At 62.1% G+C, this 26,080-nt stretch carries 26 protein-coding genes; 19 read left to right on the top strand and 7 right to left on the bottom strand.

Features of this window, described 5'->3' with window-relative positions; all coding sequences use genetic code 11:
* The first annotated feature begins 79 nt into the window (after positions 1–79).
* Positions 80–493, top strand: coding sequence for a DoxX family protein (locus J2T57_RS09925; RefSeq protein WP_253477389.1), 414 nt, complete (start codon positions 80–82; stop codon positions 491–493).
* A gap of 11 nt (positions 494–504) precedes the next feature.
* Positions 505–966, top strand: coding sequence for a YHS domain-containing (seleno)protein (locus tag J2T57_RS09930; RefSeq protein WP_253477392.1), 462 nt, complete (start codon positions 505–507; stop codon positions 964–966).
* Positions 967–1,006: 40 nt separating this feature from the next.
* On the opposite strand, the gene J2T57_RS09935 is transcribed toward J2T57_RS09930, so the two are convergent.
* Complete coding sequence (locus J2T57_RS09935; protein WP_253477395.1) at positions 1,007–1,213, bottom strand: hypothetical protein; 207 nt, start codon at positions 1,211–1,213, stop codon at positions 1,007–1,009.
* Positions 1,214–1,402: 189 nt separating this feature from the next.
* On the opposite strand from J2T57_RS09935, the gene J2T57_RS09940 reads away from it, so the two are divergent.
* The 3 genes from J2T57_RS09940 (at position 1,403) to J2T57_RS09950 (ending at position 4,963) form a co-directional block, all read left to right on the top strand.
* Positions 1,403–2,386: an NAD-dependent epimerase/dehydratase family protein gene (locus J2T57_RS09940; RefSeq protein ID WP_253477397.1), complete on the top strand. Its 984-nt coding sequence runs from the start codon at positions 1,403–1,405 to the stop codon at positions 2,384–2,386.
* A gap of 13 nt (positions 2,387–2,399) precedes the next feature.
* Positions 2,400–3,377, top strand: a complete 978-nt coding sequence (locus J2T57_RS09945; RefSeq protein WP_253477400.1) for a lysylphosphatidylglycerol synthase transmembrane domain-containing protein — start codon at positions 2,400–2,402, stop codon at positions 3,375–3,377.
* 116 nt (positions 3,378–3,493) lie between these two features.
* The gene (locus tag J2T57_RS09950; protein ID WP_253477402.1) at positions 3,494–4,963 is read left to right on the top strand and encodes a metal-dependent hydrolase family protein; all 1,470 of its coding nucleotides are present in this window, start codon (positions 3,494–3,496) and stop codon (positions 4,961–4,963) included.
* A 76-nt stretch (positions 4,964–5,039) separates the two neighbouring features.
* Here the strand turns inward: J2T57_RS09950 and J2T57_RS09955 are convergent, their stop codons facing one another.
* Both J2T57_RS09955 and J2T57_RS09960 read right to left on the bottom strand, forming a co-directional pair.
* Positions 5,040–5,402 carry a hypothetical protein gene (locus tag J2T57_RS09955; protein WP_253477405.1) on the bottom strand — a complete coding sequence of 121 codons (363 nt, stop codon included), beginning with the start codon at positions 5,400–5,402 and terminating at the stop codon, positions 5,040–5,042.
* A gap of 93 nt (positions 5,403–5,495) precedes the next feature.
* The gene (locus tag J2T57_RS09960; protein ID WP_253477407.1) at positions 5,496–6,119 is read right to left on the bottom strand and encodes a TetR/AcrR family transcriptional regulator; all 624 of its coding nucleotides are present in this window, start codon (positions 6,117–6,119) and stop codon (positions 5,496–5,498) included.
* A gap of 220 nt (positions 6,120–6,339) precedes the next feature.
* Between J2T57_RS09960 and thrS the strand changes: the two genes are divergently transcribed.
* From thrS to J2T57_RS10015, 11 genes are all read left to right on the top strand, one after another.
* Positions 6,340–8,262 carry a threonine--tRNA ligase gene (thrS, locus tag J2T57_RS09965; protein WP_253477410.1) on the top strand — a complete coding sequence of 641 codons (1,923 nt, stop codon included), beginning with the start codon at positions 6,340–6,342 and terminating at the stop codon, positions 8,260–8,262.
* A 9-nt stretch (positions 8,263–8,271) separates the two neighbouring features.
* On the top strand, positions 8,272–8,817 hold the full coding sequence (gene infC / locus J2T57_RS09970; RefSeq protein ID WP_253477413.1) for a translation initiation factor IF-3: 546 nt from the start codon (positions 8,272–8,274) through the stop codon (positions 8,815–8,817).
* Positions 8,818–8,887: 70 nt separating this feature from the next.
* The gene (gene rpmI, locus J2T57_RS09975) at positions 8,888–9,085 is read left to right on the top strand and encodes a 50S ribosomal protein L35 (RefSeq protein ID WP_253477417.1); all 198 of its coding nucleotides are present in this window, start codon (positions 8,888–8,890) and stop codon (positions 9,083–9,085) included.
* A 19-nt stretch (positions 9,086–9,104) separates the two neighbouring features.
* Entirely contained in the window at positions 9,105–9,464 is a 360-nt protein-coding gene (gene rplT / locus J2T57_RS09980; RefSeq protein ID WP_253477420.1) for a 50S ribosomal protein L20, read from the top strand.
* Between the two features lie 140 nt (positions 9,465–9,604).
* Entirely contained in the window at positions 9,605–10,639 is a 1,035-nt protein-coding gene (gene pheS, locus J2T57_RS09985; RefSeq protein WP_253477423.1) for a phenylalanine--tRNA ligase subunit alpha, read from the top strand.
* A gap of 53 nt (positions 10,640–10,692) precedes the next feature.
* Positions 10,693–13,068, top strand: coding sequence for a phenylalanine--tRNA ligase subunit beta (gene pheT / locus J2T57_RS09990; protein WP_253477426.1), 2,376 nt, complete (start codon positions 10,693–10,695; stop codon positions 13,066–13,068).
* A gap of 5 nt (positions 13,069–13,073) precedes the next feature.
* Positions 13,074–13,376, top strand: a complete 303-nt coding sequence (gene ihfA, locus J2T57_RS09995) for an integration host factor subunit alpha (protein WP_253477429.1) — start codon at positions 13,074–13,076, stop codon at positions 13,374–13,376.
* Positions 13,354–13,710 (top strand): MerR family transcriptional regulator, encoded by a 357-nt coding sequence (locus J2T57_RS10000; RefSeq protein WP_253477432.1) that lies wholly within the window; start codon positions 13,354–13,356, stop codon positions 13,708–13,710. The genes ihfA and J2T57_RS10000 overlap by 23 nt, the downstream gene beginning before the upstream one ends.
* A 414-nt stretch (positions 13,711–14,124) precedes the next feature.
* Positions 14,125–15,360 (top strand): maltoporin, encoded by a 1,236-nt coding sequence (locus J2T57_RS10005; protein WP_253477435.1) that lies wholly within the window; start codon positions 14,125–14,127, stop codon positions 15,358–15,360.
* A gap of 167 nt (positions 15,361–15,527) precedes the next feature.
* Positions 15,528–17,162, top strand: a complete 1,635-nt coding sequence (locus J2T57_RS10010; protein WP_253477438.1) for an alpha-glucosidase family protein — start codon at positions 15,528–15,530, stop codon at positions 17,160–17,162.
* Positions 17,163–17,176: 14 nt separating this feature from the next.
* Positions 17,177–18,319 carry an ABC transporter ATP-binding protein gene (locus J2T57_RS10015; protein WP_253477441.1) on the top strand — a complete coding sequence of 381 codons (1,143 nt, stop codon included), beginning with the start codon at positions 17,177–17,179 and terminating at the stop codon, positions 18,317–18,319.
* 23 nt (positions 18,320–18,342) lie between these two features.
* On the opposite strand, the gene hexR is transcribed toward J2T57_RS10015, so the two are convergent.
* From hexR to zwf, 4 genes are all read right to left on the bottom strand, one after another.
* Positions 18,343–19,188, bottom strand: coding sequence for a transcriptional regulator HexR (gene hexR, locus J2T57_RS10020; protein WP_253477444.1), 846 nt, complete (start codon positions 19,186–19,188; stop codon positions 18,343–18,345).
* Between the two features lie 76 nt (positions 19,189–19,264).
* A complete protein-coding gene (gene glk, locus J2T57_RS10025) occupies positions 19,265–20,242 on the bottom strand; it encodes a glucokinase (protein ID WP_253477447.1) in 978 nt (325 codons plus the stop codon).
* Positions 20,223–20,942, bottom strand: coding sequence for a 6-phosphogluconolactonase (gene pgl, locus J2T57_RS10030; RefSeq protein ID WP_253477450.1), 720 nt, complete (start codon positions 20,940–20,942; stop codon positions 20,223–20,225). The genes glk and pgl overlap by 20 nt, the downstream gene beginning before the upstream one ends.
* 1 nt (position 20,943) lies before the next feature.
* The gene (gene zwf / locus J2T57_RS10035) at positions 20,944–22,401 is read right to left on the bottom strand and encodes a glucose-6-phosphate dehydrogenase (protein WP_253477453.1); all 1,458 of its coding nucleotides are present in this window, start codon (positions 22,399–22,401) and stop codon (positions 20,944–20,946) included.
* 302 nt (positions 22,402–22,703) lie between these two features.
* Here zwf and edd point away from each other — a divergent pair, with 302 nt between their 5' ends.
* Genes edd through J2T57_RS10050 form a run of 3 tightly spaced genes read left to right on the top strand, consistent with a single transcriptional unit; the run spans position 22,704 to position 26,002 of the window.
* Positions 22,704–24,554, top strand: a complete 1,851-nt coding sequence (gene edd / locus J2T57_RS10040) for a phosphogluconate dehydratase (RefSeq protein ID WP_436262689.1) — start codon at positions 22,704–22,706, stop codon at positions 24,552–24,554.
* 1 nt (position 24,555) lies between these two features.
* Positions 24,556–25,218, top strand: coding sequence for a bifunctional 4-hydroxy-2-oxoglutarate aldolase/2-dehydro-3-deoxy-phosphogluconate aldolase (gene eda, locus J2T57_RS10045; RefSeq protein ID WP_253477459.1), 663 nt, complete (start codon positions 24,556–24,558; stop codon positions 25,216–25,218).
* On the top strand, positions 25,211–26,002 hold the full coding sequence (locus tag J2T57_RS10050; protein ID WP_253477461.1) for a hypothetical protein: 792 nt from the start codon (positions 25,211–25,213) through the stop codon (positions 26,000–26,002). Before eda ends, J2T57_RS10050 begins: the two co-directional genes overlap by 8 nt.
* Positions 26,003–26,080 lie beyond the last annotated feature (78 nt).

Raw genomic sequence — 26,080 nt, forward strand, 5'->3', positions numbered from 1 at the left:
TAATGGTCTGGCTACCAACCCGTGCGTAACGTCTCGTGGACTGCCCAGTCGCGGGCACTATCCAAGAGGGAGAGAGACAATGATGGATGCTGCTGGATTACGCTTTCGGGTCGGCGATTCGAGTCGCCTGATGACGGTTCTGACGGTCGCCCTGGCCATGATTTTTCTGCTGTCGGGGGGCGCCAAGTTGTTGTCCCTGGAGTTCGAGGTTCAGGCCTTCATGCGATGGGGCTACCCCTTATGGTTCATGTACCTCATCGGCGTGGCAGAGGTGGTCGGCGCGATCTCGCTGCTGCTGCGACCGCTATCCGGGCTGGCCGCACTTGCCCTGACCGGTCTGATGACTGGCGCGGTGCTCACCCACATCGTCCATCTGGAGGCTGGCATGGGGGCCTTGGCGGCGATCATCCTCCTGGCGGTGGTAACGGTGGCGTGGCACCGACGGCATGCCGTCTTTGGAGTTGTGCAACGCTCGGTTCGGGCCGAGACATGAGGGGAAAGGCCATGAATACATCGAAAGCCTGGCAATCACCAATTCGAATCGTGCTTGCTACCCTGCTGTTGCTGGCTGCGCCCGCCCTGATGGCGCAGCAGCCGTCCGTTTTCAGCGAAGACGGGCTTGCCATCCGCGGCTATGATCCGGTGGCGTACTTCACGCTTGGCGAGGCGACACCGGGCAGTGACCAGTTTGAAGCACAGTGGAATGGGGCGACCTGGCGCTTTTCCAGTGCCGAGCATCGGGAGCGCTTTGTTGCCGACCCGGCGGCGTACGCACCACAGTACGGCGGGTATTGCGCGTGGGCGGTCAGCCGGGGCTCCACCGCGAGTATCGACCCCCATGCGTGGACGATTCATGACGGCGCCCTGTACCTCAACTACAACCGTTCAATCCATCAACGGTGGCAGCGGGATATCCTTGGCAACATCGCCCGCGGGGATGCCAACTGGCCGGGATTACTTGAATGAGGCAGGCCGCGCTGAACCATGATTCAGCGCGGCCGTTACGTTAGCCACTCATGGACACGGGGTCGCGACTGGTGGGAATCGCGTCGGGCATGCCGACGCCCATCACCGTGCTGGCTGCTTCGGCGACCGGGAGTGACAGATCCACGGCAATGCCGCCAGCGCAGCTATTCCATGCCTCGGCTGCGCCACCGTCGTTGCACATGGTGACCAGCAGCCCCTTGCGAAGCGCGAAGCCGAGACACTCCATCGCATCCTGAATATCGGCGCAATGCACAACCACCGCAGGGCCTGAAGCTTAGTCTCTCCACGCGGAAACGGACGCCGAATGGCGTCTGCCAGGCGAAGGTGTGTGCGGGAGCGAACATACTGTCGCTAGTCCGCGACGCTATGGTCAACAGTTATCCCCCGGGCGGGGGACAAAAACAGGGAGCAGGCCATGGCTAACATGCTCGTGACGGGAGCAAGCGGCTTCGCGGGTGGGGTGCTTGCGCGCCGCCTGGTTGCTGATGGGCACAGGGTGACCGCGTTTCTGCGGTCGTCGGCGCAGGCGACAAGCCTGCAGGAGTTGGGTGTCCGGGTGTGCCCGGTTGACATCACGGACCCGAACGCCATCAAGCAGCACATGGAGCCCTTCGATTGCGTGTTCCATGTTGCCGCCAGCTATCGGGTGGAGCATTCTGATCCCGAGGAGTTTCGTCGAGTCAATGTGCAGGGCACCAGCCATCTCGTGGACGCTGCCGGGACGGCTGGGGTGGGACGCTTCGTGCACTGCTCCACGGTGGGTGTCCACGGTCCGATTGAAGAGCCGCCCGCCGACGAGGAATATCGGGCAAAGCCAAATGATCACTATCAGGAAAGCAAATGGGAGGGTGAGCAGGTCGCCAGAGCAGCGTTTGCCAGCGGCCTGCCCGGTTGCGTGGTGCGCCCTGCCGCCATCTATGGGCCGGGTGACCGGCGCTTTCTGAAGCTGTTTCGTGCCATCAAGAGCGGTTTTTTCACCATGATCGGCTCCGGGGATACCCGGTATCACATGGTCTACGTAGACGATTTGGTGGATGGGTTCGTACTCGCGGGAAGCAACCCCGCGGCACTGGGCGAAGTATTCATCACGGCAGGACCGCGGGCCGCCTCCATTCGCGAAATCGTTGACCTCGTGGCTGACGTACTGCACGTCAGGCGTCCGCGATGGGCCATTCCGGTTGCACCGGTCAAGGCCGCTGCTCACCTGTGCGAAGTCATGTGCCGTCCGTTCGGGATATCTCCGCCGCTGTATCCCCGACGGGTGGAATTCTTCACGATGAATCGCAGCTTCACAACGGCCAAGGCGGAGCGAATGCTCGGATACCAGCCGCGCTGGTCCCTGGAAGCGGGTATCGCTGCCACCGCGCGGGGCTACCGGGAGGCGGGCTGGATAACCTAGCTGGTGGGCTGACGTGCTGAAACTCGGGATACGTTTCGCAATTGCATTGCTGATCATCGGGGTTCTGGTCTGGATCGGTGATGGCATTGCAGCGCACTGGGCAGTGATGTCGCAGCTCACCCCGCTGGCGGCGGTGCTTGCCCTGGTGGCCATCACCCTGGGGCGCACGGTGATGGCCTACAAGTGGTTGCGATTGATGCGCTGCTTCGGCGCCGTCATGCCTTTGTCCATTGCCACCCAGATCTACTGTGCCGCCAACATCTGGGGCCTGGTCCTGCCATCCACGCTTGGTGTGGATGCGGTGCGGACCGTCTGCGCGAGCCGCGAGGGCTTGCCGGCGCGGGATGTGATCGCGTCCATCCTGGTGGAGCGGGGTATCGGATTCATCATCGGCGCGAGCCTCTGCCTGGTGTCCGTGCTCTACCTGGCAGAGCAGGCCGTGCTCGGCAGTACCTTGTACTGGACCGGCTGGTTCGCGGCCGCGTTGATTGTCGGGCTGGTGATCGGCATGTGGCTCTCGTTCTCCGAGTGGCTGCATGGGTTCGTCCACGACCGCCTGCTTCGCCGCGTGCGCGAAGGGCGCATTGCCCGAACACTGCGTGACCTCCACAGTGCCTATCTGGCATTCCGCAGCCATCGCGGCGAACTTCTCCTGTTCCTTGGTCTGACCGTGGTGGAGAACCTGGTCACCGGCGCGGCGTTCTGGCTGATCGCCTGGGGCCTCGGCGTTTCGGTGGGTCTGGTGGATGTCCTTGCAGTGGCATTCGTGGCCAATCTTGTCTCCCGCGTGCCGATCTCCTTCGGCGGCGGGCTCGGCGTCTTCGAGGCGATGTTCGTGCTGGGGATGTCCGTGATCGGCATCCCCACGACCGAGGCGCTGTCCGTGGCGCTGCTCGGCCATCTGTTCAAGATCCTGTCATGGTTGCCCTGGTGGATCGTCTATACCCTGCGGGCGGGTCGTATCGGTGTGCCCGCCAGCGACCGCGCCTGAAGCCCAAGTCCTCGGGGTGCGGCGGGGTTTGGCACCTTGCGGTTACCGAGTCGCCGATTGTAGATTGTGACCTCGCCAGCCCGTGGCGTGGATACCCGTCAGGAGGACGTTTGCGCATGGATCAGCATGCCATTTCAGGGTTGTCCCCCGTAACCGAGCATTCCGCAACCTGCCTTTGTTGCAGCCCGCTCTTCAACAAATACACGCGCCGTATCTCTGCAGATCTCTCCCGCCGCCGAATGATGCTGGCGCTGGGGGCTTCCGTCGCAGCGGTCGGACTCGGGGTCTATCCGGCAAGTGTGCTCTCCCGCCCGCAGGAGTCGCATCCCACGGCCTTGGTGTTCACAAACATGCGGCTCTTCGACGGCAAGTCCGCCGCCCTGCGGGATGGGGTGGAGGTGATTGTCGAGGGGGACAAGGTCACTGCAGTCCGGGATCACGGGGCTCCCCGGCCAGAGGGCGCGGAGATCATCGATGGCCGTGGCGGTGTCTTGATGCCGGGGCTGATCGACGCACATTGGCATGCGACCATGGCCGCAGTGCCCAAGATGGCGGCGCTGACGGCGGATGTCGGATACCTGCACATCGTCGCTGCCAACGAGGCCGAGCGCACGCTGATGCGCGGGTTTACCAGTGTCCGCGACGCCGCTGGTCCGGTGTTCGCGCTCAAGCGGGCGGTGGACGAGGGGCTTGTTCTGGGGCCCCGCATCTACCCCTCTGGTGCGATGATTTCGCAGACATCCGGGCATGGCGACTATCGCCTATTGCACGAACTACCGCGCTTCCCCGGCACGCCGCCCAGTCATTCAGAGGAACTCGGTGTCGGGCAGATTGCAGACGGTCGTGACGAGGTGCTTCGCCGGGTCCGGGAACAACTGATGCAGGGTGCCACGCAGATCAAGCTGGCGGCTGGAGGCGGCGTTTCCTCCGTGTACGACCCCATCGAGGTCTCCCAGTACACCGAGGATGAATTGCGCGCCGCGGTAGAGGCTGCAGAGGACTATGGCACCTACGTGATGGTTCACGCCTACACGCCCCGGGCGATTCAGCGGGCGATACGCGCCGGCGTTCGCTGTATCGAGCATGGTCAACTCATGGATGATGAAACTGCCGCCCTGGTGGCGGAGACGGGTACGCTCTGGAGCCTGCAGCCGTTTCTCGCCGATGAGGACGCAAACCCCATGGCCACGCAGGAACAGCGCGACAAGCAACAGCTGGTCGCCCGCGGGACCGTGCGGGCCTATGAATTAGCTCGGAAGCACGGCATTGATGTGGCCTTTGGAACCGACACCCTGTTCAATGCCGAACTCGCTGCACGGCAGGGCCGGCAATTGGCCAAGCTGGGTCGGTTCTTTTCCAACATGGAGGTGCTGCGAATGGCGACCTCCGGCAATGCCCGCTACCTGCAGGCCTGCGGTATCCGCGACCCTTATCCCGCGCCACTTGGTGTCATCGAAGAGGGCGCCTGGGCCGACATGCTGCTATTCAATGGCAACCCTGCGGAAAACCTGGATCTACTGGGCGAACCGGAGCGCAGCATGCGCGTTATCGTGAAGAACGGCCGTATCGTCAAGATGCAGTCCTGACCGAGATATGGCTGGCGTCAGAGGCGACGGCGGGCGCGACGGCCTTGCCGATCGCGCTCGCCGTCGCTTTCGCAACTCACGTGGCCGCGCGGGCTTCCCGTATCGCGGGCTGGCGTGGGTCGTGCTCGCTCTGACCCATGACCGATCGGGCTGCCTGCGTAACCGGTAGCGACAAGTCCACGGCGATACCACCATCACAGGCGCCCCATGCATCTCCGGTGTCCTGCGCATTGCACATGCTTACCAGCACACCCTTGCGCAACGCAAAGTCCAGGCATTCCATTGCATCCTGAACATCAGCGCACTGCACGACCAGAACTGGTCCACGACTCCCGGCTGTGGGGAAAATGAACCGTCCTCGCACACTCATGGCGAGCCCTGCAAGGTTCACGCGAACCAGGCCACCATCCACAACACGGCGAACATCGACTTCCAACATGACGAACCTCCTGCCCCTCGGCTTCGGCGGCTCTCTCACAAGGATTTCCGCCACCGTCTTCGGGCTTCCTCCCAAATTCCGCTCTGCGTCTTGCTAGAGCGGCCCAATGGTCTCCCGGGTGTTCCTGGTCTTGGCTATGGACACGCGCGGTGCGGCGGCCAGGTAGAAGTCCAGCATCTGGTCCAGTGGCGCCGAGTCGCGCCGCAGTCGACTGCGCAGGGCGGCACCTTCCCAACAGTTCAGCAGCAGGGTGGCCATTTCTTCCGGATCGGTGTCTGCCGGCAGATCGCCGCACTGTCTGGCATCTTCAAGAGCAATCGCGATAGATCGCCCGACTTCGGAGAAGCACCAGTCGATCTTCGCGGCAAAAACGTCGCTCACGGTGCAGAGTTCCTGCCCCAGCGCCCCCAGCATGCAGCCCAGGTGTCCATCGCGGGCGTATTTGTCCCGTGAGAGTTCAAAGAATCGGCGTGCCCGCTGCAGTGGCGGCAACGCGGCGTCATGAATGCAGGCTTCCAGACCGGCGTGCACCTCTTCCATGTAGCGGTCGACCACCTGCAGCGCAAAATCTTCCTTGCTCGTGAAGTAGTGGTAGAACGATCCGCGCGGCGTCCCCGTGGCCTTGAGAAGGTCTTGGATGCCCAGGCCGTTGTAGCCATGCCGAAGCAGCAGATCGAGCCCCGCTTCGAGTAAATGCTGTTTGGTGTCCTTGCCCATGAGCTGCCAACTAATTGACCGGTCTATTACAACACTAGTCCATGGCGCTGGCTCTGCAAGTTATTGAGTAGCGTCCGATGAATCGGCCATGTTTACGGTTGACGCGTTGACTTGCAGGGCCGACACGGTAGACTGCCGCGTTCTGATTTCCGCGGCCTGCCTGACAGCGGGCTGACATGCACGTGGCCTCTCGTATGGGTCACCACTGTGGAGCAACGCCATGCCAGTTATTACTCTCCCCGACGGTAGTCAGCGCAGTTACCCAGAAGCCGTTTCCATCATGCAGGTGGCCGAGGACATCGGCCCGGGGCTTGCCAAGGCGACCCTGGCCGGGCGGGTCAATGGCGAGTTGCGGGATGCCTGCGACCTGATCGACGCCGACGCCGAACTCGCGATCATCACACCGCGGGATCCCGAAGGCCTGGATATCATCCGCCACTCCTGCGCTCACATGCTTGGGCAGGCGGTGAAGCAGCTTTATCCCGAAGCGCAGATGGCCATCGGACCGGTCATCGACAATGGCTTCTACTACGACATCCGCCATGACGAGGGCTTCGACCCCGACGACATGGAGCGGATAGAGCAGCGCATGGCCGAGTTGATCGCCCAGGAATACGACGTCATCAAGAAGGTGACGCCACGGGAGGAAGTGCTGGCCACCTTCCGTGAGCGGGGTGAGACGTATAAGGTCAAGTTGGTGGAGGATATGCCCGAGGTGCAGGCCATGGGGCTCTATCACCACCAGGAATACGTGGACATGTGCAAGGGCCCCCACGTACCCAACGTGCGCTTCTGCAAGGCTTTCAAGCTGACCAGCCTGGCCGGGTCCTACTGGCGCGGTGATGCCAACAACGAGATGCTGCAACGCGTCTACGGCACCGCCTGGGCCGACAAGAAGGACCTGAAGGCCTACATGAAGCGCCTGGAAGAGGCGCAGAAACGGGATCACCGCCGGATCGCCAAGGCGCAGGATCTCTTCCACCTGCAGGAAGAATCGCCGGGCATGGTGTTCTGGCATGACAAGGGCTGGCGCATCTACCTGATCCTGCAGGACTATATCCGCCGGCTGTTGTCGCGCCATGGCTATCAGGAGGTGCACACGCCGCAGCTGGTGGACCGCAGTCTCTGGGAGAAATCAGGCCATTGGGAAAAGTTCGGCGACGATATGTTCTACACGGAGTCCGAAAAGCGGACTTATGCCGTGAAGCCGATGAATTGCCCCTGTCATGTGCAGATCTTCAACCAGGGTCTGAAGAGCTATCGTGATCTGCCGCTGCGCATGGCGGAGTTCGGCTCCTGTCACCGCAACGAGCCCTCGGGGACGCTGCATGGCCTGATGCGGGTGCGCAACTTTGTGCAGGATGATGCCCACATCTTCTGTACCGAGGACCAGGTGCAGTCAGAGGTTTCCGATTTTATCGATCTGGTTTTCCGCGCCTACAAGGATCTGGGATTCGATGAGGTGCTGATTGCCCTGTCGACGCGGCCTGAAAAACGGGTGGGTTCCGATGCCATCTGGGACAAGGCGGAAGAGGCGTTGGATACCGCGTTGCGTAACAAGGGCCTGGATTTTACGCTGCAGCCCGGCGAAGGGGCATTCTACGGGCCGAAGATCGAGTTCTCGTTGAAGGATTGTCTGGGGCGGGTCTGGCAGTGCGGCACGATCCAGGTTGATTTCGCCTTGCCTGGCCGCCTCGGCGCCACGTATGTGGCCGAAAGCGGCGAGCGGAAAGAGCCGGTGATGCTCCACCGTGCCATACTGGGCTCCTTCGAGCGGTTCATCGGTATTCTCATTGAAGAACACGCCGGGGCGTTGCCTTTGTGGTTGGCGCCGGAGCAGGTTGTCGTGCTCAATATTACCGATCGGCAGGCCAATACAGTGCGTGAAGTGGAAAAAACCTTGCGCAATCGCGGTTTTCGAGCATCTGCCGACTTGAGAAACGAAAAGATCGGCTTTAAAATTCGTGAGCACACGATTCATAGAATCCCCTACATGCTTGTCATCGGGGATCGTGAAGTCGAGACCGGTTCCGTCGCCGTTCGCACCCGCACTGGAGAAGACCTGGGGTCAATGCCCCTGGATGACTTCATTGCAAGGCTCGATGCCGAAACGCGACTCGCGACGAACATACAGGAGGATTAAGGTATCGCCGTGAAAAGTCGGAAGCGGGGTGGTGGCCCCTCAGCTGATGAAAAACGCATCAATGACGAAATCACCGCAGAACAGGTGCGGCTGATCGGAACTGATGGCGAACAGCTCGGGATTTTGTCCATCCAGGACGCGCTAGCGCGCGCCGAAGAAGCGGAACTTGACCTGGTTGAGATGGTGCCGGATGCCGACGTCAGCGTCTGTCGCATCATGGATTACGGCAAGCACAAGTTCGAGCTGAGTAAAAAGCAGCAGGCGGCTCGAAAGAAACAGAAGCAGATCCAGCTCAAGGAAATCAAGTTCCGGCCCGGTACCGACGATGGTGATTACAACATCAAGGTGCGCAACCTCCGACGCTTTCTGGAGGATGGCGATCGCGGCAAGGTGACACTGCGTTTCCGTGGCCGTGAAATGGCGCACCAGGATCTGGGCCTGAAATTGTTGAATCGTGTCGAGGCGGACGTCGAGGATATCGCAACCGTGGAGCAGCGCCCGAAGATGGAAGGGCGGACCATGGTGATGATGCTGGCGCCCAAGAAGAAGAGCTAAGCGGCTCTTACGTGACGATCATGGCCAGCCAGTGCGGCTGGCCTGCTGTTTTTATGACGGGAGATTGGCAATGCCGAAGATGAAGACCAACCGGGGCGCCGCCAAGCGCTTCGCTAAGACGGGTTCCGGCCGGTTCAAGCGGGGCAAGGCGTTCGCCAACCACATCCTGACCAAGAAGGCGCAGAAGCGTAAGCGTAACCTTCGGGGCGCAACGCTTGTCGCCGAACAGGACACTGCAATGGTGCGTCGGCTGTTGCCGTACGCGTAAGTAGAACTGGGAGTTAACCATGCCACGAGTCAAGCGAGGGGTGACCGCCCGGGCCCGCCACAAGAAAGTGATGGCGAAGGCCAAGGGCTATTATGGCGCCCGAAGCCGCGTATTTCGCGTTGCCAACCAGGCTGTTATCAAGGCTGGTCAGTACGCGTATCGCGATCGGCGTCAGCGCAAGCGTCAGTTCCGCGCACTCTGGATCGTCCGCATCAATGCCGCTGCGCGGCAGTGTGGGCTTTCCTACAGCCGGTTCATCAACGGTCTGAAGAAGGCGGACATCGAACTGGACCGCAAGGTCCTGGCCGATCTGGCTGTCTATGACAAGGCTGGATTCGCCGCGCTGGCGGAGCAGGCCAAGGCCAAGCTGGCCGGCTGAATCCGGCTCATTCGCCGAAACTCGCGGGGCCGTCAGGCCCTGGCGAACGAGGTGGAAAGGGGAAAGGCCGCAAACCTTTCCCCTTTTTTGTCTCCGGGGTCCGGGCAAATGCTGTCGCCCCTAACCAATGGTTGTGATTGATGAGCACCGACGATCACGCGGAACAATTGCAAAGCCTCGTCGCGAAAGCGCAGGAAGAGATCACCGAAGCCGGGGACCTCAGGGCGCTGGATGCCGTGCGCGTCGCATTCCTGGGCAAGAAGGGGAGCCTGACCGATCAGCTCAAGGCGCTGGGTAAGCTGCCCGCCGAAGAGCGGCCCGCCGCGGGGCAGGCCATCAACCAGGCCAAGGTCACCGTGCAGGAAGCCATCGACCAGCGCCGTAGCGCCCTGGAGCAGGCTGCCCTTGATCAGAAGCTGGCCGCCGACCGCATTGATGTGACCCTTCCGGGCCGGCGTGAGGCCGTGGGCAGCCTGCACCCGGTCACGCGTACGCTGGAGCGCATGGAGCGGTTGTTTGGCACCATGGGCTTTGAAGTCGCGGAAGGCCCGGAAATCGAAGACGATTATCACAATTTCGAGGCGCTCAATATTCCTGCGCATCATCCGGCCCGGGCGATGCATGACACCTTCTATTTCGACGCGACCAGGCTGCTGCGTACCCACACGTCGCCGGTGCAGATCCGTGTCATGGAGGCCGATGGCGTGCCCGTGCGCATCATCGCGCCGGGCCGTGTGTATCGCTGCGATTCCGATGTCACCCACACGCCGATGTTCCATCAGGTCGAGGGTTTGCTGGTGGACGAAGGCATCAGCTTTGCCGACCTGAAAGGCGCGCTCCACGACTTTGCCCGGGAGTTCTTCGAGCGGGATCTGGACGTGCGCTTCCGGCCGTCCTATTTCCCCTTTACCGAACCGTCGGCGGAAATGGACGTGCAGTGCGTACACTGCGGCGGCAAGGGTTGCCGTGTCTGCGGCGGCACTGGCTGGCTGGAAGTGCTGGGCTGCGGCATGGTGCACCCCCGGGTCTTCGAGTACTGCGGTGTCGATGCGGAACGCTACACCGGATATGCCTTCGGCATGGGTGTTGAGCGCTTGGCCATGCTGCGCTACGGCGTTGATGACCTACGGATCTTTTTCGACAACGATCTGCAGTTCCTGCAGCAGTTTCGCTAGCCGTTGTCGATGTCAGCTCCATGTCGCGGTACGAGCCCTGACGAGGATTGTGGATGAGAATTAGTGCCGAGTGGTTGAAGACCTTGCTGCCGGTGACCGACGCACCCGCGGCGCTGGCTGATCGCCTGACCATGGCGGGGCTTGAAGTGGATGCCGTCGAGCCCGCGGCGCCGCCGTTCAGCGGCGTGATCGTTGCCGAGATCGAGAACTGCGAACCGCACCCGGGCGCGGACTCCCTGAAGCTCTGTCGGGTGAACGCGGGTGGCGAGTCCCTGCAGATCGTCTGCGGCGCACCGAACGCGAGGCCGGGGCTGCGTGTGCCGTTGGCCGTTGTCGGTGCCGAACTGCCGGGAGACCTGCGGATACGCAAGGCGAAACTGCGGGGTGTCGAATCCTACGGCATGCTCTGCTCGGCCCGTGAGCTCGGGCTCAGCGAGGATGGCTCGGGCCTCATGGAACTCGCCGCTGATGCGCCGGTGGGAGAGGACCTGCGGCATTACTTGGGGCTGGATGACCAGATCATCGAAGTGGATCTCACCCCCAATCGCGGTGACTGCCTGGGCATGCTTGGTCTGGCGCGGGAGGTCTCTGCGCTGACAGGTGTGGATTTCCCCGGCCTGCCACTGCAGCCCATCAGCCCCCGCCACGACGACCAACTCCCTATCCGCCTGGAGGCCGCGGCGGATTGCCCCCGTTACGTAGGCCGCATCATTCGCGGTGTCGACGTGTCGGCGCCCACCCCTGTCTGGATGCAGGAGCGCCTGCGCCGGGCGGGTATCCGCAGTCTGGGCCCGGTCGTGGACGTGACCAACTACGTCATGCTCGAGCTCGGTCAGCCCATGCACGCCTTTGATCTGGCGCGTTTGCAGGGCGGCATCGTGGTGCGCAAGGCGAGGGCAGGCGAAGCTCTGGAGCTGCTGAATGGCGAGACGGTCGAACTGACGCCGGAAACCCTGGTCATTGCCGACGAATCGGTGCCTGTAGCCATGGCAGGGATCATGGGCGGCGAGACCAGCTCGGTGACAGATGGAACCAGCGATATCCTGCTGGAGAGTGCCTTCTTCTCGCCGATGGCCATCGCCGGCCGCGCCCGCAGCTACGGCTTGCATACCGAATCCTCCCATCGGTTCGAGCGGGGAGTGGACCCGGTCATTCAGGCCCAGGCCGCGGAGCGGGCTACCGCGTTGATACTCGAGATCGCTGGTGGCGAGCCCGGTCCCCTTATCGACGTGGTGGACAGCGTTGCTCTGCCTCCAGCGCGAACCGTCAATCTGCGTGCCTCCCGCATCAGTCGCCTGCTCGGCACGGATATACCGCGGGAGACCGTCACCGGCGTATTGCAGCGGCTTGGCCTGACTGTGAAAGGCGGTCCGGAGGAATGGCAGGTCAGCGTGCCCGCCTATCGCTTTGATATCTCCATCGAGGCGGATCTGATCGAAGAGCTGGCCCGCGTCTACGGCTATGACCGCATTCCGGTTCGTCATCCAGCAACGCCGGTGACTGTGTCACCGCAGCCGGAGGCCCATGTTTCCCTTGCGCGGATTCGCCAACACCTGGTGTCTGACGGCTTCCATGAAGCCGTGAACTACGCCTTCGTCGATGAGCGGGTCCAGGAATTGGTCGATCCGGACTGGAAGCCCGTCGCCCTCGCGAACCCGTTGTCTGCCGACCTCGCAGTCATGCGGACCAGTCTCTGGCCCGGGTTGCTGCGAACCACAGCACGGAACCAGAGTCGACAGCAAGAGCGCCTGCGTTTGTTCGAGACAGGTCTTCGCTTTCGCGGCGAACTGGACGCCCTCACCCAGGACGGTGCTGTCGCGGGGGTGATCGCTGGCGCTGCACTGCCGGAGCAGTGGGGAGCCTCGCGGCGCGTGGTGGATTTTTTTGATCTGAAGGGCGTGGTCGAGTCCCTGGCCGAACTGCGTGGAGATGCCACGGCATTCGATTATGTGGCGGACCAGCATCCGGCGCTGCATCCCGGGCAGAGTGCACGGATTGATCTTGATGGAGAGGTGGTGGGCTGGTTGGGTGCGCTGCATCCATCGGTGGAGCGGGCGCTGGATCTCAACGGGCCGGTCTTCCTGTTCGAGTTGAAACTCGCCGCTCTGCAGGTCGGTCAAGTGCCTGCCTATCGCGGGCTATCGCGTTATCCGTCCATTCGGCGGGACCTGGCCCTGGTGGTGGATGAGTCCGTTTCCGAAGCCCGGGTACGGGACTGCATCCTCCGCGCAGGGGGGGAGACATTGAAGAAAATCGTGCTATTTGATGTGTATCGGGGCAAGGGTGTGCGCGAGAACGCAAGAAGCCTGGGTATAGGCTTGATATTACAGGATTTCTCGCGCACTCTTACGGATATTGACTGTGATGACATCGTGGAGCGCGTCGTGGCCAGCCTCGGCAGCGAACTCGGTGTGGAACTCAGGGGGTAGTTTCAGTGGCATTGACCAAGGCTGACATGGCCGAGCGCCTGTTCGAGGAAGTGGGGCTGAACAAGCGCGAAGCGAAGGAACTGGTGGAATCCTTCTTCGAGGAAATCCGCTCGGCGCTGGAGGATGGGACCAGCGTCAAGCTGTCCGGCTTCGGCAACTTTGATCTCAGAGACAAAAGCGAGCGCCCAGGGCGCAATCCAAAAACCGGAGAGGAGATCCCGATTTCAGCGCGGCGCGTGGTGACTTTTCGCCCGGGCCAGAAGCTGAAGTCGCGAGTGGAAGCCTATGCTGGAAGCAGCGAACAATAACGAACTGCCGGCGATCCCCGCCAAACGGTATTTCACAATTGGTGAGGTCAGTGAGCTCTGTGGGGTCAAACCCCACGTTCTGCGCTACTGGGAGCAGGAGTTCCCGCAGGTGCGCCCGGTGAAGCGGCGGGGCAATCGTCGCTATTACCAGCGACAGGATGTCATCATCATCCGCCAGATCAGGTCGCTGCTCTATGAGCAGGGCTTCACCATCGGCGGTGCTCGTCAGCGCCTCTCAGGTGATGATGCAAAGGAAGACCTCAACCAGAGCCAGCAGGTGATTCACCAGGTCCGCGTGGAGCTGGAAGAAATCTACCACTTGCTGAAGCGCTAGCGAGACCCTGGGCCAGCCCTCTTCTGCACGGCGTCCTCTCGGGCGCCGTTTTCTGATTTTCCTTCCCCTGTTGTCAACATGCAGCATGTTGCGCTGCGTCATCATATGTAGCCAAGCTACAAGAATAAAGTTCTTATAAATATATAAAAAACAATTATTTAAAAATAAATGCGCGTATTTGTTCATCTTTATGATTGACTACAACCATTAATCCGGTATTTTTGCTACAAGTCTGTCGTCCTGAAGCAACCTTCGTTGTTGCGAGGCCACAGATTGTCGTCCGGTTCTACCGGATCATTGATGGGGGTTCTCGTTTCCTGCGTGTCATCCCCGGTATGGAAGCCGCCGGCTTTGTCCGGCCACGATAAGCCGCGTCCCTAGAGCGGCCTGTTCGAATATGAAAAGGAGGGGTCAATGACCAAGTTCCGCAAAGCAGTACTGCCTGCGTTGACTGCGGCGTCCGCCGCAATGGTGACGCAAACCGCTCTCGCCATTGATTTCAGTGGGTATCTGCGCTCCGGTGTGGGTGGTAACTCGGAAGGTGGCGCGCAGGAGTGCTTCGCACTTCCCGGTGCGAGCAGCAAGTACCGTCTCGGTAACGAATGTGAAACCTATGCCGAAATCGGCCTGGGGACCAATATCTTCGAGGGGCCGGACGGGGCGTACTTCCGGGTGCAGACCCGCTTCGCCCTGGCCACCGATCAGGACGCATCCTACGAGCCGATTGTCGATTCTGAAACGGGTGACGGTTGGTGGATTCCCGAAGCCTACGTCGAGGCCGGTAACCTGTTCGGCGGTGCCTTCGCCAACGCCAGCTTCTGGGTCGGCAAGCGCTTTTATCAGCGGCACGACGTGCACATCACGGATTACTTCTACTGGAACAACAGTGGCCCGGGCGCCGGCGTCCAGGGTGTCGATCTCGGCTTCGCCGATCTGTCGTATGCCTATCGCCGCGATACCGATCGCAGCTTTGATTCGTCAACCGTAGCCCTCGAGTCCCACGATCTGCGCCTTGGCAATATTGCCGTGAATCCGGGCGGTGCCCTGGAGCTGGGTGTGACCTACGCCCGTCATGACGAAGATCTTGACGACCTGGACGCCGAGGACTTTGACGGCGATGACGGCCTGCTCTTTACCATTCAGCACTTCCAGGACGGTGTGCTTGGCGGCTTCAACAAGCTGGCTGTCCAGTATGGCACGGGCCCCTACGGCGCGCAGGCGGGTGCCGGTGCCATTGGCCTGAACGACGATGCCAAGGTTCTTCGCGTGGTTGAGCAGCTGCTGTTCCAGGTCACCGACAACTGGTCCGGCATGTTCACCGCCGTCTACGAGGATCAGGACGACGTGCAGACCTGGTACTCGGTGGGCATCCGCCCGATCTACCATGTGAACCAGTATTTTGACCTGGCTACGGAGATCGGCTACGACTACGTAAGCCCGGAGGAGGGTGACAGCCGCAACCTGACGAAGGTGACCTTCGCAGCCCAGCTCAGCCCCGAGATGGCCTTCTTCTCGCGGCCGAACCTGCGGGCATTTGTCACCTACGCCACCTGGAACGATGCCGCAGACGAGGCAGGTATCGCCAATGGTGTATTCGACGGCAGCACCGACGGCTTTACCTACGGCTTCCAGGCGGAAACCTGGTGGTAGACCGATAGCAACGGCTTGATGCCGTTCACATCGGGGCGGTTGGGCTGCAAACCCATCCGCCCCGGTTTATTGTCTGGCCCGCGATCGCCGGCGGCGGGCAAAGACACGGATTGCAGCGCCGGCATTCGTAAACAGCAGCCTCGGGATGGGGCGAAGACAGGGTTTTCATGAAGCGAGACGATCAGAACTGGTGGCGCGGAGGCGTCATATATCAGATCTACCCGCGGAGCTACCTCGACACCTCTGGCGACGGAATCGGCGATCTTCGGGGCGTGACCGAGAAGCTGGACTACATTGCCTCGCTGGGCGTTGATGCGATCTGGCTGTCGCCGTTTTTCCGTTCACCCATGAAGGATTTCGGCTATGACGTGTCCGACTACAGGGACGTCGATCCGATGTTCGGTAGCCTCGAGGACTTCGACGCACTGGTGATCAAGGCCCATGCGTTGGGGCTCAAGGTGATGATTGACCAGGTGCTCAGTCACACCTCGGACCAGCACCCGTGGTTTATCGAAAGCCGCGAGAGCCGCGACAATGCGCGGGCGGACTGGTACGTCTGGGCCGATCCGCAGCCCGATGGTTCACCGCCCAATAACTGGCTGTCGATCTTCGGTGGATCCGCCTGGGAGTGGGGTACCCGGCGCCGGCAATACTATCTGCACAATTTCCTGACCAGCCAGCCGGACCTCAACTTCCACAATCCGGACGTGCAGGATGCCGTGCTCGCCGACGTGCAGTTCTGGCTGGATCGCGGTGTCGACGGCTTTCGGCTCGATACGGTGAATTTCTATTTCCACGATCAGCAGCTGCGTTCCAACCCGCCGGCGCGCGACCCCTATGCGGCGACGACTGCGCCTCCGGACAACCCCTACATTTTCCAGGATCACGTCTACGACAAGACGCGCCCCGAAAACATCGATTTTCTGAAGCGATTCCGGGCCCTGCTGGACCGTTATACGGATCGCGCCTCGGTGGGCGAGCTCGGCGTGGATAACGCCCTGGAGGCGATGGCAGAGTACACTGCCGGCCGCAATCGCTTGCACATGGCGTATTCCTTCGAACTGCTGACGCCGCGCACCGGCGCTGCCTACATCCGCAAGACCATCGAGGATCTCGAGGAGAGTATCGGGGATGGCTGGGTGTGCTGGTCCATCGGCAACCACGATGTCATGCGGGTAGTAACCCGCTGGGGTGGTGATGAGGCCAGCGCCGAGATGAGCAAAGCCTATCTGGCTCTATTGCTCTCGCTCCGGGGCAGTGTCTGCATCTATCAGGGCGAAGAGCTGGGGCTCGACGAGGCGGATATCCCTTACGAGCGCCTGCAGGACCCCTACGGCATCAAGTTCTGGCCTCGCTTCAAGGGCCGTGACGGTTGCCGCACGCCCATGCCCTGGCACCGTGGTGAGCCCCATGGTGGCTTCACGCGAGGCGAGCCATGGCTGCCCGTCCCGGCAGAGCACAAGGCGCTGGCCGTGGATGTGCAGGACACTCAGGAAGACTCGGTGCTCAATGCCTATCGAAGGCTGCTTAAGTGGCGTCGGGATCATCCGGCGTTGCGAGACGGTAGTATCCGGTTTCTCGATGCACCAGAGGATGTGCTGTTGTTCATCCGCGACTGCGATGAGGAACGTCTGTTGGTCGCCATCAACCTGGCAGGCGAGGCGCGCCAGTTTCCACTATCTGGCGGGCTTCGTGCAGAGAGCCTCGGTGGACATGGATTTTCCGGTAGCGAGTCGGGCGGGGAGGTCATGCTGCCTCCATGGGGCGTCTGGTTCGGGGATCTGCCGATCTTGGAGGAGTAGAGGGAGAAAAGAGCATGGGAGACGTGGTCCTCAGGAATGTCGAGAAGTCTTTCGGGTCCACCAAGGTGATTCACGGGGTGGACATCGAGATCAAGCATGGCGAATTCGCGGTCTTCGTCGGTCCATCCGGGTGCGGCAAATCGACGCTGCTGCGCCTGGTTGCCGGTCTTGAGGAGATTACTGGCGGAGATCTGCACATCGGGGGTAATCGCGTCAACGACGTGCCGCCGGCGAAGCGCGGCATTGCCATGGTCTTCCAATCCTATGCGCTGTATCCGCACATGACCGTACGGGAGAACATGGGTTTCGCGCTGAAGCTCGCCCGCCGGCCGGAGGACGAGCGCCAGCGCATGGTGGAGCAGGCGGCGAAGATCCTGCAGATCGAACCGTTGCTGGAGCGCAAACCCAAGGACCTCTCCGGCGGGCAACGTCAGCGCGTCGCCATCGGCCGTGCCATCGTTCGCAAGCCGGAGGTGTTTCTCTTCGACGAGCCGCTGTCCAATCTGGATGCATCGCTGCGCGTCCAGATGCGCATCGAACTCACCAAGCTCCATGAGGAGCTGGGTGCGACGATGATCTACGTGACCCATGATCAGGTCGAGGCCATGACCATGGCGGACAAGATTGTGGTGCTCAATGCCGGTCGGGTGGAGCAGATCGGCGCGCCGCTGGATCTCTACCATCATCCTGAGAATCTCTTCGTCGCGCGATTCATCGGTTCGCCGAACATGAATCTGTTGCGTGGCGAGATGGTCAGCGGTAGCTCGGAGCAGGCGACTATTCGACTCACCAGTGGCGAAGAAGTGGTGGTGGCGGTTAATGCAGAGGGCGCTGCTGCGGGAGATGACATCACGCTGGGTGTGCGGCCGGAGCATCTGGACCACGCCGCCGACACAAGTACCGATTCCGCCGCATTGACGGGTGAGGTCAGCGTGATCGAGCATCTTGGTGAGTCGACGCTAATCTATCTGGCGCTGTCTGCCGCCGAAGAGCCGGTGGTGGCGCGATTCCCGGGTGACGCCAGGTTCTCCATCGGGGACAAGGTATCCCTTGGGTTGAAAGAGGAAGACTGCCACCTTTTCAACGCCGATGGCGTTGCTTTCCCGCGGACGCGGGTGCGCCTTAACAAGGACAGTGAGGCAATCAAGGTCGCCTGAAAGGTGTCAGGCGACCTTGCCGCTCAGGCCGGGTCGCCCTGCACGCGTTTTTCCGCCAGATTGCGCTTGGTCTTCTCAAGTTGCTTGACCAGATCCGGGCCTCGACGCAGCGCCACGCCCACCGCGAGTATGTCGCTGATCGTCAGATGCGCGATTCTCGAGGTCATGGGCGTGTAGGTGTCAGTGTCCTCCGAGACATCTGCGAACAGGGCCACGGAACTGACCTCCGCCAGGGGTGAGCCGCAGGCTGTGATTGCCACGACGTCGGCACCCGCCTCACGCGCAAGCTCCGCGCTGCGAACAATGTCCGCTGAACGCCCCGTGTGCGAAATGGCCACCACTGCGCTTCCGGGCTTGAGGATGGCCGCCGACATGCTGTGGATGTGTGGGTCGGTATAGGCCACAGTTGGCACACCCAGACGAAAGAACTTGTGCTGCGCATCCTGCGCCACGATGCCTGATGCGCCATGACCATAGAATTCGATGCGATCGGCGTTGGCCAGCAAAGTGATGGCCCGCTCCAGGGCGTCGGTGTTCACATGGTTGCGCACCTGCACCAGGGTGGCGATGGCTCGGTCGAAGATCTTGGCGGAGAGATCTTCGGCGCGGTCGCCAGGATTGACTCCGCTATAGATATACGGGATGCCGCTGGCCAGGCTGCCGGCAAGCCGGAGTTTGAAATCCTGAAAGCCCGCACAGCCAATGGCGCGACAGAAGCGGATCACAGTCGGTTCGCTGACGTTGGCCTCTTCCGCGATGGTGGCGATCGGGGCGCTGATCACGGCATTGGGGCGGTTCAGCACGAGATCGGCCACTTTCTGCTCGGATCGCCGAAGACCGCTTCTCAAGGCCTTGATTCGGGCTAGCATCGCGCGATGACTCCTGGAGTGGTTGTTGAATACAGTAGCACGCTGATCCGTTCCGGCGACGTGCAAGTGGTGTTGCTCATCTTGCGTGCAGTGGCGTGAACCCCCGCGCCAGGCCCATGAGCGCGGGCTGCGCGGCCGTGACCAGCGTGCCGGGAATGGGGGCGAGATAGTCACTGAATCGGCCGTGGGCCTCGAAGCGTTGCCGGAACAGGTCTCGGTCGAACAACGCGCCCAGGCGCGGCACGATACCGCCACAAATATAGAAGCCACCGCGGGCACCGAGCGTCAGTACCAGGTTACCGGTGACGTTGCCGAGAATGCCCGCAAACGTGCGCAGGGTGAGAAGGCAGAGTTCACAATCCCCCTGGCGCGCACGCTCGACAATCACTGGCGCGCTCAGCGAATCCCCCGCTTGTCCGTGGATTTGCACCAGCGCCCCATGGATGTTGGCAATCCCCATCCCGGAGACAACACGCTCGGCGGACACATGGTCATGATTCTGTCGCAGCGTGCGCAGCAGTTCGATTTCGAGGTCCGTGGCCGGGCTGAAGCTGACATGGCCACCTTCACCCTGTAGCGGAATCCAGCCATCCGCCGCCGGCAGCAGGCCGGAGACCCCAAGTCCGGTGCCTGGGCCAAGCACGGCGATGGCGCAACCGGGTGCTGGAGTGTCGCCGCCCAGTGGCGTCTTGTCGGCTGCCGCCAGGTGCGGTACCGCCAGCGCCTGGGCGGTGAAGTCGTTCAGTAGATGCAACTCGGCCAGATGGAGGGCCCGGCGGGTCTGCTCGATGGAGAACGACCAATGGTGATTGGTCATGCGGACGTGATCGCCAGTTACCGGCGTGGCGATCGCCATGGCGGCCTGTTTCGGGCGCGGGCCATCCGTGGTGATCAGGTAGGCCTCGACGGCCTCGGTCAGTGTTGCATGGTCGGCACAGGCCAGAACCCGCTGCTGCTCGGGAGCGCCCCCCGTTGCTTGCTGTATGGCAAAACGCGCGTTGGTCCCCCCGATATCGGCGAGCAGCCAGGGTTTCTCACGGAGACCAGTAGACATCGACCTGTACCCGGTTCTGATGCAGCACGGCACGGATGGGCAGGCTGCTCGGCTCGCCAGCCTCACAGGCCTGACGGTACACCGCCCACTTGTCCGCGCCAACTATATGCAGCACGACGCGCCTGGCATTGAGCAGGGTGCTGATGCTTAGGGAAAGTCGCGGGTAGGGTGCCGTGCCCGGGGTGCAGGCAACACAGCGCGCGATTCCCTCCGGGTCAAGCCCTTTGGCGAGCGCCTCGCTGCCGGGGAAGAGCGAAGCGGTGTGGCCGTCTCCACCCATGCCCAGAATCACCACATCCAGTGGCCGGGGCAGGTCATCCAGGCGAGCTTCGCACTCCGACAGGCCCTGTTCAGGCGTTGCCGCCGTCGTCTTCAGCGGAATAAAGCGAGCCGCCGCCGCTTTGGCTTGCAGGAGTTCCTGCCTCACCAGTCGTTCATTGCTGTCGGCATGGTCCGGTGAAACCCAGCGCTCGTCCGCCAGGGTAACGTCGATCCGCTCCCAGGCCAGTGGCTTGTCACGCAGCGCATGGAATAGCGGCAGTGGCGTACTGCCGCCGGAGACGATCAGGCTCGCACGCGGCCTTGCGCTGAGCCCGGTGCCCAGCCAGTCGCAGACGTCGGCGGCCAGTGCGCCTGCCAGGCTATTGCGATCCTTGAAGCGATGCTCCATGACCCGCGGTGGCCTGACCCCGTTGGCCATGTCAGCTTTCCTCATGCCAGGCGTAACCTTGCCGTCCGACCAGGGCGCTCGACGCAGCAGGGCCCCAGGTGCCGGCCGTATAGGCCTTTGGAGCGTCGCCCTGGTGATCCCAGGCATCAAGGATCGGTTCAATCCATCGCCATGCCGCATTCACTTCATCGCGGCGCATGAACAGCGTCAACCGACCCCGCAGGCAGTCCATCAGCAAGCGTTCGTAGGCGTCGGCCTTGCGGGTGGTGAAGGTCTTTGCGAAATCCAGGTTGAGTGCCACCGGACGCAACTCCATGTCGTCGCCCGGGGCCTTTGCCATCAGATGCAATTGCACCCCTTCATCGGGCTGTAATTCAATGACAAGCCGGTTGGCGCCAGGAGTCTGCGCCTGGCTGAATATCGAGTGAGGCACTTGCCGGAAGTTGACTACGACCTCCGCGACCCGGTCCTGCATCCGTTTGCCGGTGCGCAGAAAGAAGGGCACGCCAGCCCAACGCCAGGTGTCGATCTCTGTCTTCAGGGCGACGAAGGTCTCGGTGCGGCTGTCCGGGGAGACCCCGTTTTCCTCCAGGTAGCCGGGTACCGGCGAGCCGCCGATGGCGCCGGCGCGATACTGGCCGCGCACGGTATTGAGGACTGCCTCTTTGCCTTCCAGCGGCCGCAGGCCACGAAGTACCTTGAGTTTTTCGTCCCGTACCGCATCCGGGTCGATGCTCGTGGGTGGCTCCATGGCGATGATGCAGAGCAGTTGCAGCAGGTGGTTTTGCACCATGTCCCGAAGGGCGCCGGTGTTGTCATAAAACGGGCCGCGGTTCTCGACACCCACCTGCTCTGCCAGCGTGATCTGCACGTCGCGGATACTGCTCCTGCCCCACAGGGGCTCGAACAGCGCGTTGCCGAAGCGCAGCGCGATCAGATTCTGCACCGCCTCTTTGCCCAGGTAATGGTCGATGCGATAGATCTGGCGTTCTGCGAATACTTCTGCGACGGACTCGTTGATCGCATCGGCAGAGGCGAGGTCCCGGCCGAGGGGTTTTTCCAGGACAACACGACACTCGGGGCAGACCAGCCCGCTGCTCGCCAGATTGTGACAAATACCGGAAAACAGCTCCGGTCCCGTAGAGAGGTAGTAGATACGGGTGCGTTGCGGTTGCGCCTTGAGACGGTCCGCCAGCCCCTGGTAATCGGCCAGCTTGGTGGCATCAAGCTTCACATAGTCGAGTCGCTTGGCGAACGATTCCCAGACGGACTCCTGGAAGTGGATGCCGACATGGCGGACACATGCCTCACGTACCTCGGCGATGTAGTCCTCGCGGCTGAGTCCGCGGCGCGCGGCGCCGATGATGCCGCCGTCATCTGAGAGTGCCCCGTCCCGGTGGCGGTGATAGAGGGCGGGAAGCAGCTTTCGCAGCGCCAGGTCGCCGTTGCCGCCAAAGATGACGATGTCGAAGGGGGTGGACTTGGACACACGAGACTCCTTCCTTTCCTGTCGCTCGGCCAGGCAGATATGCCAGCGGGGTCTATAGACTAATTTGTAGCAAAACTACAATCAAGTCTCAAATGCTCCTGAACGAATGGGCAGGTGATCAAAGTTCCTGTTTTACCTTTGTCTTGTTCTACTTTTTTTACTAGAAACCGACATTTTTCAGGTCTGAGGTATAGTGCTATGGGAGCTTGAAGTTGACGGTTTTCCCGCCTAAACTGTAGTAAAGCTACAAAATGACGACACTTCACGCCCAGGACAGGTGCATGGCGATATTGAATTCTGTAGTGGCTAAGGTCACCCGCCGCGTGGTCGAACGCAGCGCGGCGACACGTTCCCCCTATCTGGAGGGCATCGCGGCTGCCGCCGCACAAGGCCCTTTGCGGGGCGCGCTCTCCTGTACCAATCTGGCCCATGGTTTCGCTGCCTCGCCGGGCGATGACAAGGCCGCTCTGAAAGCCCTGCGTTGGCCCAATATCGGCATGGTATCTGCCTACAACGACATGCTGTCGGCGCATCAGCCACTGGGCAATTACCCGGAGATCATTCGCCAGGCTGCGCGAGAAGTCGGCGCGACCGCGCAGTTCGCGGGCGGTGTGCCGGCCATGTGTGATGGCGTGACCCAGGGTCAGCCGGGCATGCAGCTCTCCCTTTTCAGTCGCGACGTCATCGCCATGGCGACGGCTGTGGCCCTGTCCCATAACATGTTCGATGCGGCGCTGTGCCTGGGCGTCTGCGACAAGATCGTGCCGGGCCTGCTGATGGGGGCCTTGTCTTTCGGTCATCTGCCGGTGATCTTCGTGCCTGCGGGGCCCATGCCTTCTGGCCTGCCGAATCAGGAAAAGGCGCGCATCCGTCAACTTTTCGCCCAGGGCAAGGTGAGCCGTGACGAGTTGCTGGAGGCCGAGTCCAGGTCCTACCACAGCCCGGGAACCTGTACGTTCTACGGCACGGCGAACAGCAATCAGCTGGTGCTCGAGTGTATGGGTTTGCACTTGCCGGGCACGGCATTCGTCAATCCCGACACGTCGCTGCGCTACGCGCTGACAGCCGAGTCGGCCCGGCGCGTGGTCGGCCTCACCGCGCTGGCTGGTGATTACACCCCCATCGGCCGCATCGTCGACGAAAAGGCAGTGATCAACGGCATCGTCGGCCTGTTGGCAAGCGGGGGCTCCACCAACCACACCATGCATCTGGTGGCAGTGGCCCGTGCTGCCGGTATTCACGTGAACTGGGACGATTTCGACGACCTGTCTCGCGCGGTACCGCTCTTGAGCCGGGTCTACCCCAACGGCAAGGCGGACGTGAACCATTTTCATGCCGCCGGCGGTGTTGGTTTTCTGATTCGCGAACTGCTGGACGCCGGCCTCATGCATGAAGATGTGCAAACGGTGGTCGGCCCTGGTCTGCGCCACTACACCCGCGAACCGGTGCAACAGGCCGGTGAGCTGGTCTGGCGAGAAGCTCCGATCCAGTCCGGCGACGTCGATGTGCTCCGAACCGCAGCTGATCCATTCGACGGCCAGAGTGGTCTGCGACTGCTTACGGGCAATCTCGGTCGGGCCGTAATCAAGACCTCGGCTGTTGCTGCCGAGCACCGCGTCGTCGAAGCGCCGGCCCGGGTGTTCCAGAGTCAGGAGGCAATGATCGACGCCTTCCAGGCCGGAGAGCTCGTCGGGGACATGGTCGCCGTGCTGCCGTTCCAGGGTCCGCGGGCCTGTGGCATGCCGGAGTTGCACAAGCTCACCCCCATTCTCGGTGTGCTGCAGGATCAGGGGCATCGCGTTGCCCTGGTAACGGATGGCCGCATGTCCGGCGCTTCGGGCAAAGTTCCCGCCGCGATTCATGTCACGCCGGAGGCCCTGTCCGGTGGCGCTCTCGCCCGTGTACGTACTGGCGACCTCATCCGAGTGGACAGCCTTGAGGGTAACTTGCAGGCCCTGGTGGATGATACGGAGTGGCAGGCGCGTGACATCACGTCGCCGTCGCTCGCCGCGCAGCATGTGGGGATGGGGCGCGAATTGTTCGACAACTTCCGCGCCGTCACCTCGGGGGCGGAGCAGGGTGCCATGAGCGTTTTGCTCGACGGTGCCCTGCGAGCTGTCGCCGAGCCGGCAGTGCCCGGGGAGCATGACTGAAATGACAACTTCCAATGGCGCCATGGATATTCGGGCAATCATGCAGCTGGCGCCGGTGATTCCGGTGCTCAAGATCGAAGACGCCGACAAGGCCGTCCCTCTGGCGCGGGCGCTGGTTGCCGGTGGGCTGCCGGTCCTCGAGATCACCTTGCGCACTGCTACCGCAATGCGCGCTGTCGAGGCCATTATCCGGGAAGTGCCCGACGCAGTCGTCGGCGTTGGCACCGTCCTGCGGCCGGAGGATCTGCTGCAAGCTGAACAGATCGGCGCCCAGTTTGCCGTGAGTCCCGGTTTGACCAGCGAATTGGCTGATGCGGCGCGTTACTCGGCAATTGCCTTCCTGCCGGGGGTAATGACGCCGGGTGAGGTCATGCACGCGCGTGGCCATGGTTTTACCAGCCTGAAGCTTTTCCCCGCCATGCAGGCGGGGGGTGTGCCCATGCTGCAGGCGCTCGCGGGACCGTTCCCCGATCTCATCTTTTGCCCCACGGGTGGCGTGAAGGCCGAAACCTGCCGGGACTTTCTCGCCCTGCCGAATGTGGCCTGTGTGGGCGGCAGCTGGCTGGCACCTGCTGATGCCGTGGCCGCGGGGGACTGGGCGCGTATCGAGCGTCTGGCGGCTGCCTCGGTGAGTCACGCATACGGCGAGAAGGGCAATGGATAGCCAACCTGCCACCAGACGTGCCTCCCTTGTTGCGGCCTGGCTTGCGGTTGTGGGGATCGTCGTCGGGTTTGCACTGCTTTTGAGCGGTTGTGCGACCTCCGGCGAAGGCTATCGCCCCTTGACGGGTCTCAGTGCGGCGAGTGGTCGTACGGTGCGCCAGCAACTCAACGAGTCGGATAGCCGGGTTGTACAAGTTCACTGGCGGCAGGATCCCTGGTTCGTACGCCGACAGACCCTGCCGGCCGATGCGGAGCCCTCTCGGCATCCGGTGGATATCGAAGTCGACTGGCTGCGTGAACGCCTGGCGTCGCTGTATCTGGAAGACGAAGATGCAGGGCCTGCTCGCGGCGGAGTTCTGGGGCTGCGTCCCGCCTGGGGCGGCGGTAACCGGGATTTGCCTGGCGATGCCTTGTTCGAACCCGAGGAACTGGACCGTATCGTAGCGCCCCTGGTATTGGCCCTGGCGGCGGCGGAGGCTGGCGAAGAGGTTGCCTTTGCCATAGGCACCATCCGGGGTGGCTGGCGATATGTGGGGCCGACCACCATGACCAGCGGTGTGATGTTCGTTGCCGACGGGCAGGTCAACCTTCTCCTCGGCGATGTTCACGAGAGTTATGAGGGATCGGCGAGAAACAGCGGTCTCATGCAGGCTTTTCGCGTTCCGGACCGGCAGACGGCAACCAGCCTGTCGGCTCCCCTGGCCAGTACGCGGGCAGACGTGGATAGCCGCCGCACCGACTGGTTGCGATTCCCGCTGCCTGACACGAGTTCACGATCTGACTGAAGTGCGCCGCGGCGGCAGGAACCGCCCGGCCGAAATGGATGCGCCGGCCTGGCCGGCATAAATGGACAAGACGAGGAG

Origin of the sequence: Natronocella acetinitrilica (genome assembly GCF_024170285.1) — a bacterium.
In the GTDB taxonomy this organism is placed as follows: Bacteria; Pseudomonadota; Gammaproteobacteria; order Nitrococcales; family Aquisalimonadaceae; genus Natronocella; species Natronocella acetinitrilica.